This window comes from uncultured Clostridium sp. (assembly GCF_947036855.1).
Lineage (GTDB): Bacteria > Bacillota > Clostridia > Clostridiales > Clostridiaceae > Sarcina.
The window spans coordinates 1-21,797 of record NZ_CAMQRY010000027.1; the positions used below are offsets into that span (position 1 = coordinate 1).

22 protein-coding genes and 1 pseudogene are annotated in these 21,797 nt (G+C 29.2%); 18 read left to right on the forward strand and 5 right to left on the reverse strand.

Going from position 1 to position 21,797, the window contains the following annotated elements; all coding sequences use genetic code 11:
- Positions 1 to 236 precede the first annotated feature (236 nt).
- From Q0V15_RS04620 to Q0V15_RS04690, 15 genes are all read left to right on the forward strand, one after another.
- Positions 237 to 1,754 (forward strand): DUF445 family protein, encoded by a 1,518-nt coding sequence (locus tag Q0V15_RS04620; protein ID WP_297436480.1) that lies wholly within the window; start codon positions 237 to 239, stop codon positions 1,752 to 1,754.
- Between the two features lie 91 nt (positions 1,755 to 1,845).
- Positions 1,846 to 2,622 carry a TatD family hydrolase gene (locus tag Q0V15_RS04625; RefSeq protein WP_297436482.1) on the forward strand — a complete coding sequence of 259 codons (777 nt, stop codon included), beginning with the start codon at positions 1,846 to 1,848 and terminating at the stop codon, positions 2,620 to 2,622.
- Between the two features lie 302 nt (positions 2,623 to 2,924).
- On the forward strand, positions 2,925 to 3,989 hold the full coding sequence (locus tag Q0V15_RS04630; protein WP_297436483.1) for a 3D domain-containing protein: 1,065 nt from the start codon (positions 2,925 to 2,927) through the stop codon (positions 3,987 to 3,989).
- Between the two features lie 165 nt (positions 3,990 to 4,154).
- Positions 4,155 to 4,706, forward strand: a complete 552-nt coding sequence (gene rnmV / locus Q0V15_RS04635; RefSeq protein ID WP_297436485.1) for a ribonuclease M5 — start codon at positions 4,155 to 4,157, stop codon at positions 4,704 to 4,706.
- A gap of 18 nt (positions 4,707 to 4,724) precedes the next feature.
- Entirely contained in the window at positions 4,725 to 5,573 is an 849-nt protein-coding gene (gene rsmA / locus Q0V15_RS04640; protein ID WP_297436487.1) for a 16S rRNA (adenine(1518)-N(6)/adenine(1519)-N(6))-dimethyltransferase RsmA, read from the forward strand.
- 281 nt (positions 5,574 to 5,854) lie between these two features.
- Entirely contained in the window at positions 5,855 to 6,424 is a 570-nt protein-coding gene (locus Q0V15_RS04645; RefSeq protein ID WP_297436489.1) for an HMA2 domain-containing protein, read from the forward strand.
- Between the two features lie 11 nt (positions 6,425 to 6,435).
- On the forward strand, positions 6,436 to 6,813 hold the full coding sequence (locus tag Q0V15_RS04650; protein WP_297436491.1) for an HMA2 domain-containing protein: 378 nt from the start codon (positions 6,436 to 6,438) through the stop codon (positions 6,811 to 6,813).
- Between the two features lie 23 nt (positions 6,814 to 6,836).
- Positions 6,837 to 9,047, forward strand: coding sequence for a heavy metal translocating P-type ATPase (locus tag Q0V15_RS04655; RefSeq protein ID WP_297436493.1), 2,211 nt, complete (start codon positions 6,837 to 6,839; stop codon positions 9,045 to 9,047).
- Between the two features lie 2 nt (positions 9,048 to 9,049).
- Complete coding sequence (locus Q0V15_RS04660) at positions 9,050 to 9,910, forward strand: hypothetical protein (RefSeq protein WP_297436495.1); 861 nt, start codon at positions 9,050 to 9,052, stop codon at positions 9,908 to 9,910.
- Positions 9,911 to 9,930: 20 nt separating this feature from the next.
- Positions 9,931 to 10,212 (forward strand): hypothetical protein, encoded by a 282-nt coding sequence (locus Q0V15_RS04665; protein WP_297436497.1) that lies wholly within the window; start codon positions 9,931 to 9,933, stop codon positions 10,210 to 10,212.
- Positions 10,213 to 10,447: 235 nt separating this feature from the next.
- Positions 10,448 to 11,635, forward strand: coding sequence for a hypothetical protein (locus Q0V15_RS04670; RefSeq protein WP_297436499.1), 1,188 nt, complete (start codon positions 10,448 to 10,450; stop codon positions 11,633 to 11,635).
- A 214-nt stretch (positions 11,636 to 11,849) separates the two neighbouring features.
- The gene (locus Q0V15_RS04675; RefSeq protein ID WP_297436501.1) at positions 11,850 to 12,419 is read left to right on the forward strand and encodes a hypothetical protein; all 570 of its coding nucleotides are present in this window, start codon (positions 11,850 to 11,852) and stop codon (positions 12,417 to 12,419) included.
- Between the two features lie 110 nt (positions 12,420 to 12,529).
- A complete protein-coding gene (locus tag Q0V15_RS04680; protein ID WP_297436503.1) occupies positions 12,530 to 13,288 on the forward strand; it encodes a prolipoprotein diacylglyceryl transferase in 759 nt (252 codons plus the stop codon).
- A 5-nt stretch (positions 13,289 to 13,293) separates the two neighbouring features.
- Positions 13,294 to 14,145, forward strand: coding sequence for a hypothetical protein (locus Q0V15_RS04685; RefSeq protein WP_297436505.1), 852 nt, complete (start codon positions 13,294 to 13,296; stop codon positions 14,143 to 14,145).
- A gap of 15 nt (positions 14,146 to 14,160) precedes the next feature.
- Positions 14,161 to 15,012: a P-loop NTPase gene (locus Q0V15_RS04690; protein ID WP_297436507.1), complete on the forward strand. Its 852-nt coding sequence runs from the start codon at positions 14,161 to 14,163 to the stop codon at positions 15,010 to 15,012.
- A 42-nt stretch (positions 15,013 to 15,054) separates the two neighbouring features.
- On the opposite strand, the gene Q0V15_RS04695 is transcribed toward Q0V15_RS04690, so the two are convergent.
- Positions 15,055 to 15,324 carry a hypothetical protein gene (locus Q0V15_RS04695; RefSeq protein WP_297436509.1) on the reverse strand — a complete coding sequence of 90 codons (270 nt, stop codon included), beginning with the start codon at positions 15,322 to 15,324 and terminating at the stop codon, positions 15,055 to 15,057.
- Between the two features lie 184 nt (positions 15,325 to 15,508).
- Here Q0V15_RS04695 and Q0V15_RS04700 point away from each other — a divergent pair, with 184 nt between their 5' ends.
- Positions 15,509 to 16,279 carry a nuclease-related domain-containing protein gene (locus Q0V15_RS04700; protein WP_297436510.1) on the forward strand — a complete coding sequence of 257 codons (771 nt, stop codon included), beginning with the start codon at positions 15,509 to 15,511 and terminating at the stop codon, positions 16,277 to 16,279.
- Between the two features lie 40 nt (positions 16,280 to 16,319).
- Here Q0V15_RS04700 and Q0V15_RS04705 read toward each other — a convergent pair whose 3' ends face one another.
- The 4 genes from Q0V15_RS04705 to Q0V15_RS04720 form a co-directional block, all read right to left on the reverse strand.
- Complete coding sequence (locus tag Q0V15_RS04705) at positions 16,320 to 16,745, reverse strand: PadR family transcriptional regulator (protein WP_297436512.1); 426 nt, start codon at positions 16,743 to 16,745, stop codon at positions 16,320 to 16,322.
- Positions 16,746 to 16,783: 38 nt separating this feature from the next.
- Positions 16,784 to 17,629, reverse strand: coding sequence for a DegV family protein (locus tag Q0V15_RS04710; protein WP_297436514.1), 846 nt, complete (start codon positions 17,627 to 17,629; stop codon positions 16,784 to 16,786).
- Between the two features lie 227 nt (positions 17,630 to 17,856).
- Positions 17,857 to 18,909: a DUF3048 domain-containing protein gene (locus tag Q0V15_RS04715; RefSeq protein WP_297436516.1), complete on the reverse strand. Its 1,053-nt coding sequence runs from the start codon at positions 18,907 to 18,909 to the stop codon at positions 17,857 to 17,859.
- 111 nt (positions 18,910 to 19,020) lie between these two features.
- Positions 19,021 to 19,743: a sulfite exporter TauE/SafE family protein gene (locus tag Q0V15_RS04720; RefSeq protein ID WP_297436518.1), complete on the reverse strand. Its 723-nt coding sequence runs from the start codon at positions 19,741 to 19,743 to the stop codon at positions 19,021 to 19,023.
- A 480-nt stretch (positions 19,744 to 20,223) separates the two neighbouring features.
- Between Q0V15_RS04720 and nrdD the strand changes: the two are divergent.
- Positions 20,224 to 20,871: pseudogene (nrdD, locus tag Q0V15_RS04725) on the forward strand (anaerobic ribonucleoside-triphosphate reductase); the annotation flags it as partial.
- A 196-nt stretch (positions 20,872 to 21,067) separates the two neighbouring features.
- On the forward strand, positions 21,068 to 21,778 hold the full coding sequence (locus tag Q0V15_RS04730; RefSeq protein ID WP_297436519.1) for a hypothetical protein: 711 nt from the start codon (positions 21,068 to 21,070) through the stop codon (positions 21,776 to 21,778).
- Positions 21,779 to 21,797 lie beyond the last annotated feature (19 nt).

A 21,797-nucleotide genomic window follows, 5' to 3' on the forward strand; every position in this document is an offset into this window, starting at 1 on the left:
GAAGCTTTTAAATTTTGTAGTTCTTCTTTTGAAAAATTGCAAAATAGTTTAGACTCCGTAATGTTTTTAAAATAAGTCATCATATTAGGTCACCACTTTCTTAAAATTGTATGAAATAAACCAATATTTATGGTAATACATAGTTTAATTATATACAATAGAAATAGTAAATAAAGAAAAAACAATAAAGTTTTCTAGGAATAGAGAGGAAGTGTTTATAAAAAATGCCACATATTATGCCATATATTATGGGAGCTCTAATTGGAGCTGTAATAGGATATTTTACAAATTGGCTTGCTATTAAAATGTTATTTAAGCCGCATACAGAAAAAAGAATTGCTGGGATTAAAGTTCCATTTACACCAGGACTTATACCAAAGGAAAAAGCTAGAATAGCAAAAAGTGTTGCTGCTAGTGTTGGTGAACATCTTATAAATCAAGAAAGTATAGGAAATACATTAAATAAGCCAGAAGTTAAAGAAAAGATTAAACTTGCTATAAATGAAAAAACTATGCAAATTTTAAATAAAGAAGGTAGTCTTGAAAATAGACTTAAAGATATTTTAAAGGATTCTTATATTGTTAAGGAAGAGAAGATTGAGAATAAAATATATATTAAGGCTATTGAAGTTATTGAGAATACAGAAAGGCAAAATAAATTATCTGATTATGCTACAGAATTTATAGTTACAAAACTTGATGAAAAACCAGATTTTATTATTAAGTGTATAGAAAATGTAGATATGACTTCAGTTTTTGAGAAAATTTCTATGAATCTTGAGTCACAAGAGGGAACTGAATTTATTGCAGAAAAAGTTGATAAAATTTTAGATGGACTTGAGGAAAATGATAGAACAATAAAAAGTTATGTTCCGGAAAAAGCATTCTCAGTTATTGAGAAAATTATCTATAATAATAAAGAAAATATATCAGCATCTATTATGGAGATTTTATATAGTGATGAGGTTTCTGAAAAGATTAAATCAACTATTATGAAAGATGTACTTGGGGGATTTGGTCCACTTCTTGGAATGTTTGGTGGTACAGGGGCTATATATGATAAGCTTGTGAATGCCGTTGGAAATGCTTTAAAAGATGAAGAAAATCAAAAAGCACTTTGTGGACATTTAGTTGATTATGTACATAAAGCTTCAGAAAATAAAGTTTCTAAACTTGCAAAAGAAATTCCAGTTGGAACAAGTGTTGATATTGCTGTTACATTATCAGGGAAAATTGCAGCAATCATAAAAGATACAGATAATGTGGATAAGTTTAAAGAAAAAATAGTAGGATTTATTTCAGAATTTTCTTCATATGCAGAGCTTCTTCAGAAGTTTGATGAAAACTATGAAGTTAAAATTGAAAGCTTAGTTAAAAAAGCTATAACAAGTATAGCAAGTAGTGAAGATATTAAACTTGGAATTAAGAAAACTATATCAGCTGCTAAAACTGAGCTTTTATCATATGATATAAGTAAGGATGAAGAAACAAAGCTTGAAATTATAAGTAGTGTAGATGAAATATATACTGCTAAGTATGATGATTTTGTTGCTAATGATTTAAAAGGTGTTCTTGAAGTTATGAATATTGAAACTATAGTGGAAGAACAAATAAATGCATTTGAAACTGACGAAGCAGAAAAAATGATTCTTGATATTGCCGATAAAGAACTTGGTGCTATAACATGGCTTGGAGCTTTACTTGGTGGAGTTCTTGGGATTTTATCACCTATTTTAGGGAGTATTTGGAGATAGAAAGATTATAAAAGTATGATATATTAGAGTTTAGGGTGATACACCTTAAACTCTTTTTTTTTGAGAGTAGATATTTTAGGAGGAAAAAATTATGTTTGATTATAAAATTTTTGATTCTCATGCGCATTATGGTTCAGAGCAATTTAATGAGGATAGAGAATCTGTTATAGATAATATCAGAGAAAATGGTGTTATAGGAGTTATGAATTGTGGAACTGATGTTAAGAGTTCTATGGAAACTATTGAGCTTTGTGAGAAGTATGATATGTTTTATGGTGCAGTTGGAATCCATCCAACTGATGCATTTAATGTTACAGGTGAAATGATGGCAGAGATTAAAACTATGGCATCGCACTCGAAAGTAAAAGCAATTGGTGAAATTGGACTTGATTATTACTGGGAGGAAAATCCTTCAAGAGAAGAACAAAAGAATGTTTTTAGAAAGCATATGCAACTTGCAAAAGAGCTTAATATGCCAGTTATAATTCATGATAGAGATTCACATGCTGATACTTTAGAAATTATGAAAGAGTATCCAGAGGTAACAGGAGTAGTACATTGCTTCTCGGGTTCAAAGGAAATGGCAGTTGAGTGTTTAAAACTTGGATATTATATAGGAATTACTGGAGTTGTAACTTTTAAGAATGCTAAAAAGATAATTGAAGTAGTAGAAGTTGTACCACTTGATAGACTTTTAGTTGAAACAGATGCTCCGTATATGGCTCCAGTTCCAAAGAGGGGAAAAAGAAATCAATCAGATTATATTGAGTATGTAATTGAAAAAATAGCTGAGATAAAAGGTATTTCTTCAGTTGAAGTTAGTGAAAAAACAGTTGAAAACACTATGGAAATATTTAACATTCTGTAAAATTTATATAAATTAAGTATAGTTGTAATAAATAAGTAATAAACATATTCGTATAAAGGATATAAGAAATACTTAGTTACATCAGTTGATGTATTTAACTGCTCTATACTAGCGTTAGAGCTAGTTAGAGTAGTTTTTTTGTTTTTTTATAGGCTAGAATTTAGAAAAAAATAATGTAATCAATTTGAAAAAGTTTACATTAAAATTTTTTTATTTGATGTTGTAATAAGTTTGTAATAAGTTTGACACTTTTTAGAAATTATTATATAATTCAGAAATAAAGAATGCCAAAGGAGGCCAATATGGGGGACAAGTTAAATAACCTAAAAAACCAGATCTTTGACAGTCCGAAAAAGAGAGTTATAGCATTAGTATCAGGGCTAACAATTGTAAGTGTTGGATTTATAGGAATTCATAAACCAGTTAAAATTGAAATTGGGGACAAGACTATAAACACAGTTACAATAATGGGGACTGTACAGGATGTTCTAGACAAGCATGACCTTGTTATAGAGCAAAAAGATAAAGTAGTACCAGCGTTAGATAGCAAATTATCTAAACATTCAGTTATAAAGGTAAAAAAAGCACAAGAAATTGTACTACTTGTAGATGGAAAGGAAAAAACAATTAAGACAGCTGAAGATTCTGTTAAAGAAATGCTTAAGGCAGAAAATGTTACTTTAGATGAAAAAGATAGAGTTGAACCAAGCATGGAAACAACTATTGAAAAAGGACAGAATATAGAAGTTGTAAGAGTTGATGAAAAGCTTATTACAGAGAGTGAAGATATAGACTTTGAAGTTACAACAAGAAAAAATGATAAATTAGATAAATCAGTTAAGAAAACAGTTCAAGAAGGAACTGTTGGTAAAAGAGAAATAAAATCTAAACTTATTTATGAAAATGGAAAGCAAATAGGAAAAGAAATAATTTCAGATAAAGTTATTACTGATCCAAAGGCAAAAATAATAGAAGAGGGAACAAGGGTAACTTTTGTTTCAAATTCTAGAGGGCCAGAGAGTTCAAGTTCTAACAAAGCACCTGCTGGAAGTGCAGTTTCAAAGGCACCAGCTGGAAAAACAATGACTATGCAATCAACAGCATATTATACAGGGACAGTTACTGCTACAGGAACTAGACCTAAAAGAAATCCAAGTGGACTTAGCACAGTTGCAGTTGATCCAAGAGTTATACCTCTTGGAAGTAAACTTTATATTGAGGGATATGGATATGCTGTAGCTGAAGATACAGGTGGAGCTGTTAAAAATAATATAGTTGATGTTTTTTTAAATACAAGACAAGAGTGTATGAATTGGGGAAGAAGAAATGTAAAGGTTACAATAGTAGCTTACCCAGGTCAATGGTAAAATAGATTTTAAAGGTTGTCCAAAGCGTGGACAACCTTTTTTTATTTTTATAATAGCTTTAAAACTTGCATACAGTATTTATAAGCTATAAAATGTATATATATTAATGAGTTGATTAAAATTTTATTATGGTGAGATAATTAACTAAAGAAAGGGAGATTTACCTTGATTAAAGAAGTAATTGTAGTTGAAGGAAGAGATGATATCACAGCTGTAAAAAGAGCAATAGATGCAGAGCTTATTGCTGTTGGTGGATTTGGGATAAACAGAAAAGTTTTAGAGCGAATTAAAGAAGCTCAAAGAAGAAAAGGGGTTATTGTATTAACTGACCCTGATTTTGCGGGTGAAAAGATAAGAAGCATTATAAGAAAAAGAGTTCCAGAGGCTAAACATGCTTATATTTCTAGAATTGATGGAACAAGAGCTAAAGATGGAAATATAGGGGTTGAAAATGCTTCGCCAGAAGTTATAATTAGAGCTTTGGAAGAAGCTAAAATAACTATTGTTGAAAAGAGAGAAGAATTTGATCTTAATGATTTAATGTTCTTTAAACTTGTTGGTGATGTAAAGTCTAAAGAAAGAAGAGAACTTTTTGGTAAGGAATTATCAATTGGTTATGGAAATGCAAATCAGCTTTTAAGTAGGCTTAATAATTATGGTGTTACTAAGGAAGAGTTTGTAAATGCAATGAAAAACGTAGAAGAAAAAATAAAATAAATTTTTAGGAGAGATTATATGATTAAAGAAATTCAAACAAAAGAGATTATGGACAAATACAAATTTAAATGTACTAAGGCACTTGGGCAAAACTTCTTAAAAGATGAAACAGTTTTAAATGATATTGTTGAGGGGGCAGAAGTTTGTGATGAGGATTTAGTAATTGAGATTGGACCAGGAGTTGGTACTCTTACATCAAGACTTATAAATAAAGCAAAAAGAGTTGTAGCAATAGAACTTGATGATAGTCTTATTCCAATACTTTTAGAGGAAATAGGTGATCTTCCTAATTTTCAATTAATACATAATGATGCTTTAAAAGTAGACTTTGATGAAATAATAGGAGAAGAAAAGAGTGTTAAGCTAGTTGCTAACCTTCCTTATTATGTTACAACTCCTATCATAGCAAGTCTTTTAAAAGGTGGAAGTAAGTTTAAATCACTTACTATAATGATTCAAAAAGAAGTTGCTTATAGAATAAATGCAAAGCCAGGATGTAAAGACTACGGTGCATTAACATTCTTAGTTCAGTATTACTGTGATACACATATTGTAAGAGAAGTTCCAGCTAGTTGCTTTATACCAGCACCACAAGTTGATTCAGTTGTTATAAGACTTGATAGACTTGAGGGAACAAGAGTTAATCCAGATAATGAGAAGTTATTCTTTGACATGATTAGAAATTCATTTAATATGAGAAGAAAGACTTTATGGAACTCAACAAAAACACTTGGAGTATCTAAAGAAGATATGGAAGAATGTTTTGAATATGCAAAGATTGACCTTAAAAGAAGAGGTGAAACTCTTAGCTTAGAAGAATTCTGTGCTTTATCAAACAGAGTTAATTATTATATGAAAAAAAATTAATAGCATAGATTAAATGAAACCGAGTATAGATATTGAAAATTATTTTCAAATCATACTCGGTTTCATTGCGTTTTAAGCAATATTATTGTTTTATGTTTTGAAAGTTTAATTTATATTAATTTAATTAGGAACAAAGGTATAGTTTTTAATAATTAGCTAAAAATAACTATATTTTAATATTACATCTGTAATTAAGAGAGCTAAAAAATATAAAATGATATGTTATTATTAAGTAATTAAAAAAATGAAGCTAAATAAAAATATTAGGAGAGGAGGAAGAAATGAGTAATAGATACATAAGGTTTTTACTAATAAGTCTTGCTGGAAAAGTTGTAAGTGAAATGCTTGTGAAAGAAAAAAAGAAGAGTAAAAACTCATTAAATTTACCTAGTTTTAAAGGTGTTATAGAAGTTAAGCATAGCCTTCGTGGGAGAGTAAGATTATATGTTCCAATAGTTAAAAATAATGAAGAAGCAGGACAACTTTTAATTAGTCAGCTTGGGAGAGTTGAAACTATTAGCCATATTGAAGTTAATAGTGTTACAGGAAGTGTTGTTATAAAGTATGATGCAGAAAAGATAGACCCTGCACTTTTAATTGGTGTTGTAGCTAAGCTTTTACAAATTGAAAGTGAGCTTACTAAAAATAAGGAAGCTTTAGTTTCAAAAGAACTAGGGAATGTGAAAGAAGCTTTAAATATGTCTATTTATAATAAAACAAATGGTATTTTAGATATGAAATCAGTATATATCATTATGATTTTATTCTTTGGTGTAAGAAAGATAAGACAGATGCCTACAATGTTACCTAATGGATATTCAATGATTAGATGGGCATATAAAGATATATAGGAGGGGATTAGTTGTTTAAGAAGATAATATTATCGCAGTTAGCTAAAATTAAGGTCTCGCATAGCATACCAGGGAGAATTAGATTTAAGGTTAATTCGTTAAAGATGGTTAAAGAGGAATGTAAGCTTTATGAAAAGTTTTTACATGATGCTCTGTTTAAGCTTGAGGGAATTGAAAAGGTTGAGGTTAATGCAGTTACAGGAAGTATTTTAGTTGAGTATGATATAAATAAACTTTATGAGTGTAAGGTTTTAAAGTGGGTAGAAACTGTTAAGGCAGTTGGAATAAAGAATTATGATTTAATTGAAAAATATGGTGAAACTAATTTAGATTATGTTGTTAAAACAATAGAACAGCAGTTGAATGAGGCTTTACTAAAGCAAGTTTAATTTAAGAGGAGTAGTGAATTTATATGAAAAGAAATAGTTTACTACTGAAAAGCACAATAGCACATAGCATAGCAGGAAGAATAAGACTTAAGTGTGAAGGATTTAAATATTTAAGTAGTTATAAGAGTGAGATTGAGAAAAAAGTTTCTAATAGTTCTCTTATAATTTCTTCAAGTATTAATACTATAACAGGTTCTATAATTATTGATTATAATAAAAATATTGATGAGCATAGAATTATAAGTTTAGTTGATGGCATAGTTGAGGATTATTCTTTAAAGGTGTTTACTTCATTAAGAGAGAAAGAAAAGATAGATTTAAATAGTGTTAAAAAAGATGAAGAAACATCAGTTGATATAATGAAAAGATTGGCTGTAAATGTTGGTGTTTTAGGCTATTCAGTTATAAAGGAAAAATTAAATTTAAAAGATTTATATAGTGTTGAAAGATTTGGTGTGTTTGGAAACTTCTTAACAGTTCCAGCTATTGCTAGTATGTACTTAAATAAAGGTTTACTAGGGCATGGAATAAATGGAGCTATTAAAAATAGAAGACCTAATGCAGATACTTTAACATTAACTTCTATTGTGGCAAGTTTAATACTTGGAAATGATAAGTCAGCTCTTATGGTTACTTTATTATCAGATGTAGCAGAACTTATGACTATTTACACAATGGAAAGAACTAGAGATTCAATTAAAAATATGTTTTCTGTTTCAGAAGAGGCAGTATGGCAAGTTTCTGAAGATGGAAGCCTTAAAAAAGTGTTAATTGAGAATATAGTTAAAGATGATAAAGTTGTTATTTATACAGGTGAAAAAATCTGTGTTGATGGAGAAGTTGTGGAAGGTGAGGCAGTTGTTGACCAAGCTTCTGTTACTGGAGAGTTTGTTCCAGCTATTAAAAGAGTTGGAGATAGTGTTTTTGCAGGGACTGTTATTAAAAGTGGTAGTATAACTGTTAGAACTGAAAAAGCTGGAGATGATACTGTTGTTTCAAGAATTATTCATTTAGTTGAGGATGCAGCTTCTAAAAAAGCTCCAATTCAAGATTACGCAGATAAATTCTCAGGATATTTAGTTCCATTTAACTTCTTATTTGCAGGACTTACTTATGCTTTCACAAAGAGCACAAGTAGAGCTTTAAATATGATGATTATAGATTATTCATGTGGAATTAAGTTATCAACAGCTACAGCTTTCTCAGCAGCAATAAACAATGCTGTGAGAAATGGAGTTTTAATTAAAGGTGGAAATTATCTAGAGGCATTATCTAATTCAGATACTTTAATTCTAGATAAGACTGGAACTTTAACTGAAGGAAAACCAGCTGTTATGGATATAAAAATATTTAATAAAGATTTTTCAGAAGAGAGAGTTTTAAAAATAGCTGGAGCAGCTGAGGAAACTTCTTCTCATCCTATGTCTGTTGCTATTATGAATAAGGTTTCAGAAAAGGGAATAGAAATTCCAAAGCATGGAGATGTTGTAACTCATATAGCGAGAGGTATGGAAACAAATATTGATGATAAAAAAGTATTTGTTGGAAGTAAAGTTTTCCTAGAGGAAAATGATGTTTCTATGGTAGGGCTTTCAGAGAAAGATATTGAACTAAGTAATGGTAGTTCAAATCTTATTTATGTTGCATATGATGGAGAATTAATTTCTGTTATATCAATAAAAGATAAGATGAGAGAAAATATGAAAAAAGCTATTAATAACTTGAGATATCAAGGTGTTGATGATATTTTACTTTTAACTGGAGATTTAGAAGAACAAGCAAGAGAAGTTGCTATGCTTATGAATGTTGATGGTTATAAGGCAGAACTTTTACCATCAGATAAGGCTGAAGAAGTGCTTAAGTATCAGGCTAGTGGCTTAAGAGTAATGATGGTTGGTGATGGAATCAATGATGCGCCAGCTCTTGCTTATGCAGATGTAGGAATTGCCCTTGGTGGTGGTAGCACAGATGTAGCAATGGAAGCGGCTGATATAACTATTCAGGGAGATAATCCTATGATGCTTCCAACAATTATAGAATTATCTAAAAAAACTATGAATGTTGTTAAGCAGAATTTTGGACTTGTAATAGGTATAAATAGTACAGGACTTATTTTAAGTGCAGCTGGTGTATTACCAGTATTCTATGGAGCTGTACTTCATAACTCTAGCACAATACTTGTAGTAGCAAACTCTTTAAGACTTATGTTCTTCAATATGGAGAGAGGTGCTTAAAAATGAACAATCCGACTATTGTTGTTGCTCATAAAATCAATAATAGAATAAGATTTAAATTATCTCATCCTATCAAAAATAGTTTAGCTGTTATGGATGAACTTTGTAAAAAAGATGGGATAAGATGCTCAAAGTATAATGATGTTACTAAATCAATAATAGTTGAATATAATTCATTTAGAATTGCAGAGTCAGAGATAATAATGAGAGTTATTACTATGTACTCAAAAAACTATGATTTAGTGCCAGTAAGACTGGTTTATAATTCAAAAAAGAGAAATATGCCACCAATGGCGTATTACTCACTTTTAACACTTGTTATAGGTGGGATTAGTAAATATATTCCCATGAACATTAAAGTTACAGAGTTTATAAACTGGGCTATTGTAGGTACAACTATTGGAGCAATAGGGGAACATGCCTATAATGAAATAAATGAAAAAGGTTATTTTGATCCAGAAGTTGTGTCAGTAATGTACTTAATTAATTCTGTAAGGAAGGGAAATTACTTACTACCATCTGCAATAACTTGGGGAGCTACTTTTGGTAGACATATACTTGAGATGTCATATGCAAGAACACTTATATCTGTGAAAGAATTTAAAAATAAATGCTCAGATGAAGTTTATTATGATGTTTCAGTTATGCCAGATACTGAAACTTCAAAGAGTGCTAATATAGTTAGAGTTTTCCTTGAGAAGTTTATAGAAACTGAAAGTAATGATATAGGAAAATCTTTTGTTCTTTCAGGAAAAGGTGTTACAAAACATGAGGGAAGTCTATTTAGTGGCTTTGATAATGGTCCATCTTTTATAAGTATGGATGACAAAAACAATCAATTATATAAAAATATTATAAATTAAATTATTAGGAGGAATTAGCAATGATAGGAATAAACGCAATAAATAAAGACCATTTAACAGGTGCATTAGTTGGAGTAGGGGTTTGTGCAGTAGGATACTATGTGTATAAAAAGAACCAATGTAAGGTGGATGATTTCTTAAGAAAGCAAGGAATCAATGTTTCAAATGATTCAGCTAAAGAATATTCTTCAATGTCTTTAGAAGAACTTATGGAAAATAAAGAAACAATAGAAGACTTTATAGCAGAAAAAGAACTTGCTTTAAATAGTTCATCTCAAACAGAAGAACTTGTAGCAGAGTAAACTTTAAGATATTAAAAGCTATACTATATGGTGAGTTTAAATCACATATAGTATAGCTTTTTTTAATTTCTCTTAATTTACTTAACAATTTATTTATTATGGTTCTAAAAAGGGCATGATTTTAATATATTTATAAAAAAGATGATTATATTATAATATTTCTTAAACATATTCTTAAAGAGATGCATATAATCATATAATATAATGAATAATTTAAAATCGGAGGATTAATAAATTGGCGCAGAGTAAGTTATATAGAAGTTTTATAATTTTACAAGAAGATGAGAGAGGGCATTCAGTTTCAAAAGAGAAACCTTTATCAGGTTATGCTAAGATTGAAGTTAAGGCAAATATCTGTAAGGTGGCATTTTATGCTCAGAACTTAAAGAAAGACTATGAAAATTGCGAGATGGTACTTATATGCAGTAAAAAGGATGCTAAGACTTTAGTTACCTTAGGCTCTATGAACATAACAGGTCAGGGGAAAGTTGAAAGTAGCCTTGAACATGACTCAGAAAATATAGGAAACACAGGCGTTAGCTATGATAAAATTGTTGGAGCAGCTATTTGTAAAGAAGTAGGTGGTAAAACTATTTATCTTATGTGTGGATTCTTAAATGGAGAGCAACCAACAAATAATTGGAAAGACTATGGAAAAGTTACTTGTTCAAAAGAGAAAAAAGAAGATAAGAAATCTTATGTTAAAGAAGATAAGCATGATGATAAAGATTGTGACAAGAAATATAAAAAAGATAAAGATAAAAAAGATAAGCATGATAAGAAGTACGACGATAATAAAAAATGTGATGATGATGACCACGATTATGATGAGAATAAAAAATATAAGCACCATGATGATGATTGTGATTATGATGATAAAAAGAATAAATATGATGATGACTATGATAAGAAAGATTGTGGTTGTGATGATGAAAGAGAAGAAAGTAAATTTGATAAATATGAGGATAGCATAAATGTCGAAGAACTTACAAGAGGTACTGAAGAGTTTGAAATGAGAGGTGCTATGGCAGATTTCTTCTCAAATGTTATTGATGGATTAGAAGAAGTTAAGATTCCTAGTGAAATCAAAAATGTTAAGTGGTTTAAAGTTCCAGTAAGTTCATTTGATGAAATGTGTAATGTTTGTAATTATAATAAATATACAACATTATATTACCCTATGATAAATTATTATCCATATATTATTAAAAATGATGAGTTTATGATAGGAATTAAGTGTAATGAGAAAGGCAAGGCTAAATATTTAGTTTATGGAATACATGGAACTAAAGATAAGCTTGACCAACCATATGCAGGTAAAACAGGATTTGTTACATTTGTACCAATGGGAACAGATGGAAAAGGATGTTGGCTTATGTTCTATGATTTTAGAAATAGTATGGTAGTTGTACCAATGAAATAATTAAATGTAAAAAGAGCCTATTTTCTAATATGAGAGTAGGCTCTTTTGTCTTAAGTAAATATGTTAATCGAAGGGCGTTAATTTTTTCATAATCAAAAGGTTTCAAAGATAGTATGTGTGAAATTAAATATATTAAGCATATTTATATGGGATTTTAAATATATTTTAAAGTGAATAGAAGAATATTATGTGAATGGAGGGAGTTTTTATATAAATGAATAAGAAGCAGACATTTGTAACGATTGTTTTAATTTCTCTTATGGGGATTATGGTTTTTATGCAACAATTTTTAGATACGAATATGTCTAGTGTTGCACTTGCTAATAACAATATAGAGGATATGTTAGATTATAATATTTTAGATGGAAATATAGTTTATAAATTACCTGATAATTGGACTACTGAAATTACAAGTACTGATGACTACATAGTTTATAATAATAACTTTGTAAGTGCAGAAATGGGGATAGTTGGGTCAATTAAGGTTTTAAATACAGAAACAAGTGTTGATAAACTTATAGAGATTGATAAAAAGACTTTTGATGCTGAGAAGGTTAATAATATAAAACTTGTTTCAGAACGAGTTGGAGATGTTAGTGTAAAGAAACTTAAGTATGAAGAGCGTACAGAGGTTGGAAGAGATTATGCGACTAATGTATATTATTTTCCTCTTGGAGATAATTTAAAGCTTAAGATATCATTTTCAGCAGGACTTGATAGGTATAAAGAAAATTATGAGACTGTATATAAACTTATTTTAGAGAGTTTTAAGAAGGTTAAATAAGCATTGATTTAGAATGTTTTAAGTATTATAATTTAGATAAACTGGTAAAGAGAGGCTAGAATTAGCTTCTCTTTATTAGCATATAAAAACAGGCGAAAGTAGGGGGATGTATGAAGTCAGTTTTATTTAATATTTTTGGGATAGATGTCTATGGTTATGGACTTATGATTGCTATAGGGATTTTGTGTGCAGTTTTCTTATTAAATAAGAAAGCTAAAAGTAAAGGTTACAATGAAGATCATATTTTTAATATGATTATAATTACAGTTTTAATGGGTATGCTTGGAGGAAAAGTACTGTTTGTAATTACAGAATTTAAAACTCTTATGAAAGACCCTAGTGTTATTTTAAAAGAGTTTGGTTACGGTTTTGTAATTTATGGTGCTATAATATTTGGTATTTTAAGTGTATTCTTATATTGTAAGAAGAAAAAATGGAATTCGTTAGAAGTTTTCGATATGATTGTTCCAGCACTTGCACTTGCACAGGGATTTGGTAGAATAGGATGTTTTTTTGCAGGGTGTTGTTATGGAGCAGTTACAGATAGCCCACTATATATAGTTTTTCCACAAGGGAGTCTTGCACCAGCAGGGGTGCATCTTCATCCAACACAATTATATTGTGCGATTTTTGATTTTGCCTTAGCAGTATTTTTAATTTGGTATGCTAAGAATAAAAGCAGAAAATCAGGAGATACTCTTTCAATGTATTTAATTATATATAGTATTGGTAGATTCTTAGTTGAGTTTTTAAGGAATGACCCAAGAGGAAGTGTTGGGATTTTAAGCACATCACAGTTTATATCAATTTTTATATTAATTGTTGGTGTTTTAATTTATAATAGACATAGATTACAAAGGGAGAAATAGCAAAAGTGAATATTAGAAAAATAGTTTCATGGGCTATTATCATTGCTATTATTATAGGAGCTGCAGGATTTTTAATGAATGGAGCTTCTGTATTTAATGATATAGCTGTCAAGTTAGGTTTTAAAAATAATTATTTTAACTACTTTAAACAAGGAGTAGTTACAGAAGTAGCAATGCAAAGTACAAGAGACCCTGGTTTTAGGATTATTGTAACAGAGCCAAGTGCTATAAATGATGTTTATGGTGTTTTATCATCAGGTAAACTTGTACCAGCAAGTGATAAAAGTACTTTAACACCGGATTATATTGTTCAAATATATCAAGGTAATAAAGTTTCTACATATGACTATATTGCAGGACAGACTTCTGGAAGCACAGGTAACTTCTATAAAGGTAATGAAGTTTTCCATTTATCTAAGAGATTAGATAATCAAATTATACAAAATTTATCATTCATATCAAAACCGAGAGAATTCAGTAATATTTATTATGGTTCAATTTTAGCTGTATTAAATAGTGATAAGGCACAGCTTACAACAAATAATCCAAAAGTTGCAGTTAATGTTCTTGATGATTATTTATGTACTAAGTTCTTATTATCAGTTGATATGCAAAACTTTTTAAGCGAGGCACAAGGCATTGTTCCGAACATTAAGTTTATGAATCATGAAAGAAGCAATTATGATATTGTTTTAAATGTTGAATGTTACGGTTATACATCAAAAACCTTTAAGACTATTGTTACAGTTAATGATAAGCTTAATAACTCAGAGAAGAAATACTATGTTCAAGGAACATATGATGGTTCTTGGGTAATAAAAGATTTTGATGCAATGCCAAAGGAATGGAATAGCTAAACGGAGGAATTTAAGATGGGAAGTTGTTCAAGTTGCCCAAGTAAGGGTAAATGTTCTGTAGTTGATACAGGAAAAAGTTGTCCAAGTGATTTAATGGCTAAAATGATGCCAAAATACGGGACTGTTAAAAATATTATAGGTGTAGTTAGTGGTAAAGGTGGGGTAGGGAAATCTACGGTTACAGGTATACTAGCTACAACACTTAAAGAACAAGGTTACAAAGTTGGAGTTTTAGATGCAGATATTACAGGTCCATCAATGCCAAGAATTTTTGGTATTCATGGTGAGAGGTCAGTAATGACTGCTGTTAATGATGGTAAAGGTGTTAAGTTTGAACCTGTTCTTAGTAAAACAGGGATTAAAGTTAATTCTTTAAATCTTGTTAATGAAGTTGAGGATGCACCAGTTATATGGAGAGGTCCTGTTGTTACAGGAGTTCTAAATCAATTGTATGCAGATACAAACTGGGGTGAACTTGACTATCTATTAATTGATATGCCACCAGGTACAGGGGATGTTACTTTAACAGTAATGCAAAGTTATCCAATTACTGAACTTATAGTAGTATCAACACCACAAGATATGGTTTCTATGATTGTTAAAAAACTTGTTACTATGGCTTCAAAAATTGGAGTTCCTGTAAGAGGGGTTGTAGAAAATATGGCTTATATAGAATGTGAATGTGGTAAAAAGATGAAAATATTTAGCAAGAAATCATCTGAAGAACATGCTGAAATTTTAGGATTACCACTTATTGCAGAGCTACCTATTAATTTAGAGCTTACAGAAGCTTTAGAAGAAGGAAAAGCAGAAGCATATATAGTTGATAATCCGCTTTACTCAAGTGTATTCTCAGCATTATATTAAGAAATTTAAAACACCTAGAAGTGAGAACTTCTAGGTGTTTTTTTATCTATTTAGATGTTCGCTACACATATCATAACAAGATGTTCTTTCAAATTCATTACTTACTTTAGGTAAACAAGTACTTACATCCTCTTGAACTATATCGTTATCAGGATATAAGTGTTTAGTACACATATCATAACAATCAGTTCTTTCAGAATGCTCAATTTTATTTTGTGTTACTTTCTCAGCAGTTTGAGTTCCATAAGCATGTAAGGCTACAGGTGTAAGTAATAAAAGTGTTGATGTAACAAGTATAATTTTTTTTATCATGTTAAAAACTCCTTAATGTTTTATATTTTGTACTTTAAGTATCGAAAGAATTCTAAGGATATTTAGAAGAAAAAGATAAAATAATTGTTAAAATTGTTAAATGAAGTAACTATATATAAGCGATAGTATCAATATTAATGGGTATAGCATAGTATAAGATAAACAATTTAATAGAGGTTAAAGTTTGGGTGTTTTAAAATTTTTTAAAAATTTATTTTCATCAAATACGCAGGTAGAAGAAAATAAAGAAGGAACTCAAAAGGAAGTTAGTTTAGAAAAAGAAGATTTATCAGTTAACAGAGAATGGGGAAGAGAAAAATCTGTTGATGAAAAGATAAAGATACTTAAAAGATTAAAGTACACACAAAGTGCTATAGACCTTGATAATAATTTGGAAAAAGAAATTTTGAATTATTTAATTTCAAGAGAGAGTAGTAATTTTAATGTTTATTGGAATTTATATATTCCATATGGAAGAGATAAATATATGCAAATAGACCTTATGGTTATTACAGGAGAAACTATATATGTTATAGAGTGTAAGGAGTATAAAACTTGTACAAATATAGAAAAACAAGGTGAACAATGGTTATGCTACTATAATAGTGGGCGTGTGTATAAAAATACTAATGGCATAGCTCAAAATGATAAGCATATAGATGTTTTGAAAAAATATTTAAGTGATTTTTCATTTAACTATGAATCTGTAGTACCAATTATTGTGGCTGATGATTTCAATTCAGAGATAAGCGATAATGATGTTATCATAGTAAGGCGTTCAGAATTTGATATTTTATTTAAAATTTTAGATAGAAGAATAGAGTCTGAAAAGTGCTTAGAATGTATTGATGAAAATTTTGTTAGTGTTAATAAAAGTGTTTATAAATGTATGAATGCTAGTGAAGAGGTTATTCAGGCACATAAAGAAAATATTAAAATAAAATACGAGAAATAAATAAATAAAACAAGCTATCTAAATTTTTTAGGTAGCTTGTTTAATATAAATCATTATATATTATTGTAAAAACTCTAAGAGCTTCTCGTATTTTAGGTTCAAGAAGTGATCTTTTAGCTCTAAATTCTTCAAAACCACTATCAGTTAGAGTATAAATTTTTTGGAATTTTTTATCAGGGTCATCCCAAGAACCAATTATAAATCCTTGTTTTTCAAGCTTTTTTAATTGAGGATAAATACCACCAGTACTAGGTATCCAAAGCCCTTTAGTCTTTTTCCCTATTTGTTTTGCAATGTCATTTCCATTAGTAGGACCAAGGCTTAGGATATATAGTAGGTATATTGGTAAAAGTCCTTTAGTGAAAACTTGTCCAACTGCATCATTTTCTTTTTGAACTTTCTTTATTTCAGAGAGTTTTCTTTTATACTCTTCATACAGTAATTTTTCCTGAGCCTTTATATCCATAGTTACACAACCTTTACATTAAGATTTTTAATTTTAAATTAACACTCTTTTTGTAAAGCGAAGGCAATCATTCCAGGACCAACATGTATACCCATAGCAGGACCGATATCTCTTATATCAATATCTGTAATACTAGGATGTCCAACAAAAGTTTCCTTAAGAGCTGTAGCTTCAGCAAGAGCATTACCATGAAGAATATAAAGTTTACAGTTTCCTTCTGCTATAAAATCATCAGCAATTGCTTTTAATTTTTTTAAAGACTGCTTTCTACCTCTAGCTTTAGCAACTGTTACATATGAACCATCTTCATCAACTGTGATAATTGGTTTTAAGTTTAAGAATTCTCCAACTGTTCCAGCAACTTTCCCAATTCTTCCACCTCTTTTTAAGTAAGTTAAAGTATTAAGAGTGTAGTAACCGAAAGTGTTTTTCTTTATAACAGGAAGATATTCAACGATTTCTTCAAAAGATTTTCCTTCTTGAACCATCTTGTAAGCTTTTAAAACTATCATTCCAAGAGGGTAGCCAAGTATTCCACTATCAAACATATTATATGTGAAAGATTCTCTTTCTTGTATTTGAAGTCTTATTGCATTGAAAGTCCCAGATAATGCACTTGATAAGAAGATACCAACAACATGTGTGTAGCCTTCTGCTTCAATTTTATCAAAAACTTCGTGCATATAATCAGCACTAGGAAGTGAAGTAGTTGGAACTTCTTCTTCAATTCTGTCATATATCTCTTGTGGTGAAATTGTTAAGTGATCTAAATACTCGCCATCTTTGTATATAATTTTTACTGGTAGCATGAAAATACCCTTTTGCTCTCTTTCCTCTCTTGATAAGTCACATGAACTGTCTGTTAAAATTGCTATTTTTTGCATAATCTGTTTCCTCCCTTTGGAATAATTTTTTAATCTATTTAAACTTTTAATTTATTTCAATTTTTATTATTTCTGTTTGTTAACTTGATTTTATTATAGCATCAAAATAACTATATCAGTAGTGATATAGTTATAAGTTTAAACAATATTTAAAAAATACTTTTTTAAGATATTAAATTAATAAAAAGTACACAAATGGGAGGTGGAATTCATTTTATATCTATAAATCAATCAAAGATGATTTCATTTGAGCTATCAGCAATATGCCATATAGTATTTCCAATAGAAAAAGGAATCTCTTTACCAGAAGAATCTTTTAAAATTGTAGTATCATTAGTGCTAGATTTACTCCAAGTAGCTTTAATCATTTTTCCACTACTAATAACATAAGCATCACCAGAACTTACTAAATCTATATTCATATATTCCTCATTTTCACGATTAGTGATATCAGTTAATTGAATTACTATATTATCAAAACTTAATACTTCATTATTAGAAGCATCTATAGCTTCTTTTCCATCCATACTTTTAACATAGCCATTTTCGCTAAGGCTATAAGATGTAGTATAGTAAGGGCTAAGTTTTAACTCTATATTTTGGCAATTATCTAAATCAGAATTAGCCCAGTAATCATCATTAAATGTAAAATCTCTAGGTTCATCTTTAGAAAAATTTTTTGCATCTAATAATTTATCCATGTTTTCAGTTTTAGTATAAAGGTTATGAGGGGCAACTCTTGAATTATCTCTCATAAAATAATTTGTATTAGCCATTTCATTCATACTTTTTAAAGAGCTATCAGCAGATATTCTATCTAAAGAATCATAGCTCCCACCACAATGTGCAAAAGGTAAATTAAATTCTTCAATTAAATCTAAGAAGTAATACCTAGCACTTCTTACAGGACCAATTTTATCAACTGTATTAGAATTAAAAAGTCCTAAAAATCTAGTAATACCACCTTCAGTCATAACTTCATATAAAAAGTCTGTTTGAGATAAACCAGATTGTGGTCTAGCTTGTCTAGAGTTCTCTATAAGGCACATAAATGTATCATTAGTTAATTGTTCTGTGCTAAGTAGTTCACCTGTATAAGGACTAATACTACTATTTTCATCAGTATCAGCATCTGTATTAGTAAATTCTAATGCTTCATCTGGAACTTCAGAAGTTACAGGAACCTCTGGATTTTTTAGCTTTGCAAAAAAATAGCCACCTAAAATAGCAGTAAATCCTATCACTACTGATAGGGTTATCATTAAATGTTTCTTTTTCATATAATACCTCCTAATTTTCAAATAACTATATTATCGTCATATAATGAAGAAAATATAATAGAAAATAAAAAAACACTTTCAAATTCTACATTTGAAAGTGTTTTTGCTATTTTATTTGAAAACCATAAAGATTTGCTTTCCGATTATAAAAACTAAAATTAGTTTAAATACTATACCGATAAATCTATGACTTACTTTTTTATTAAAATAAGTTCCTATTAGAGAACCAAGAATTGCACCAGGTATCATATATGCTGCGTATGAAAAATCTGTATATCCTCTAAAGATATAATTTGAAACTGTAACAATTGTACTTATAAAAACAAGATACATAGTTGTTGCAGCAGTTTTTTTGCAACATAGACCATAGAATACCATTAATATTGGTACTAGAAGTATAGCTCCACCGATTCCAAATAATCCTGAAATCATTCCTATACATATACCAACAATTGGTTTTGTGTAACTAGGAAGTATCATTTTAGGAAGCTTGTCCTTTACAAACATAGTTATAAGTATTAATCCTACAAGACTAATAAATACAACATTAAAAGTTGGAATGGTAATTTTACTATTTATCATAACTCCTATGCTAGCACCGGGGATTATACCAGCAGCAAATAATGCAGCAGTTTTAAAATCTCCTTGTCTTCTTTTACCATAAATAATTGTTGCAACAAGACTCATTGCAAACATAGAAATATCTGTATTAACAGATATTAAATTTTTTGGAACTCCAAGTGATAGTAAGAATGGGATGATAAGAATATCTCCACCAAGTCCTACAAGACTACCAACACTAGTTGCTGATAGTGCAATAAAAAAATAAATCATAAATAATCTCCTCAATATGTTTCTCAATAATGTTTCTCATTTGTTCTAGGCTAATAATAACAAAACTATTAACAAAATGCAAATGATTTGCAAACAAAAGTTTTTTTGTAATAATTAATAGTAAAATTTATATTTTTTGGATGAATTTATATAGGTAAATTAAAAATAAAATCAAAAATATAGTTTGATATAAATAAGAGGGAATTCTAAAAAAATAAATAGCTTGTCTTACTAAATTTGGAAAAAAGTTGCTAACAAATTTAAAAAGTCAACTCTCGAAATAAAGATGATTTTGAAGATATATAAAGCAAAAAAGACTTATGTAGAGTTAAAAAGGAAGTTTAGAAATTTTGAAATTCGTAAATAAATTTTTGCTAGTTTATACTTATATAAGTACAATATATTGTGGTGATTTTATTATGAATCACTATATGTAGTTAAGAGATAAAGGGCTTAACTATGAGGAGGGAGATGGATTATATGCCGAATGTTATAAAAAGAGATGGTAGAGATGTTGAATTCAATAATCAGAAGATATTGGATGCGATAAAAAAATCTGCTAGAGATGTGGGAGAGGAACTTAGCACAAGTGCACTTCTTGGAATTGCACAAACAGTAGTTCAATATATAGAGCAAGATGCTAAAAATAATATTACAGTAGAAGAAATCCAAAACTTTGTTGTAAAAGGATTAAAAGAAAATGGATATGGTCATATAGCTTCAAATTATTCAAGCTATAGAGCTGAAAGAACAAAAGTAAGAGAGATAAAATCAGACCTAATGAAAGCAATTTCAAAAATAGGTGTTGAGACAGATAGAGATAATGCTAATGTTGGAAATAACTTTTCATCAAAGCTACTTAGAATAGCTAGTGAGAGTAATAAATGGGCACAACTTTCTAATATGCCTAAAAATCTGGCAAAAGGTCACGAAAATGGAGATATTTATCTTCATGATCTAGATTCCTATAATTTGACAGTTAATTGTTTGCATATTCCAACAGGAGAAATATTAGAGCGTGGCTTTAATACAGGTTATGGAACAATAAACCCTCCAAGAAGAATTGAAACAGCAGCAGAACTTAGCTGTATTTTATTACAGTCAACACAAAATGATATGTTCGGTGGTTATTGATTGGCCACACACTTATGTGAGTAAGTGAAGGAACCTTGTTAACCTATAAAAATAGGGTGTATAGTTAACGGATTTTAGTAGACATAGGAAATGATGTTTAATAACTATGCTAACAGGGAAGGCTAAGTCTATCTAGCAAGGTAGATATGCTAATCCTGTGCTAAGTCTTTCGTAAAAGGTGTGTTTAAATTTGAAGAAAATAATTAATGATGAAGAGTTTTATTTGATAAATATAAAGAAAAATCAAAATTATTATATAACTAAAAATGGGAAGATTTTTAGTACTTATACTGATAAAATATTGAAATTAAAAACAGATGGTGATGGTTATAAAGAAGTAACTTTAATAATTGATAGCTACAGAAAAACTTGTAGAGTACATAGGTTAGTGGCTAGTACATTTTTAGAGAATAATAATGACCTTCCATATATAAATCATATAAATGGTTTGAAATTTGATAATAGAATTGAGAATCTTGAATGGTGTACAGCATCTCATAATAATTTTCATAGATTTATTATAAATAATATAGTGCATGGTGATGAAGATTTATTTAGTGTTGAAAATTTAAAAAATGGAGATATTCAATATTTAAATTGGGCTGAATTAAATAAGTTAGTATCATGGAGTTTTATAAAAAAAATAAAAAACAAAGAAATGAAAAGATGCTATCAAGTATTTGAAAGAAATATCAATTCGAGTATAAGTGTTTATTATAATGGAGAAGAAGTTATATGTTTTGATAATACAAATTTAGCTGCAGATTATTATAATGTTAAAGTTAATAGTATTTCATATTATTTAAATAGAAAACAAACTAAAACACAGAGTTTTTCTAGAATATATAGAACAACATATTTAGGAAAGAAAAGTGCAGAGACTATCGAAACCACACTTTAAAAGTGGAAGGGAGTAGAGT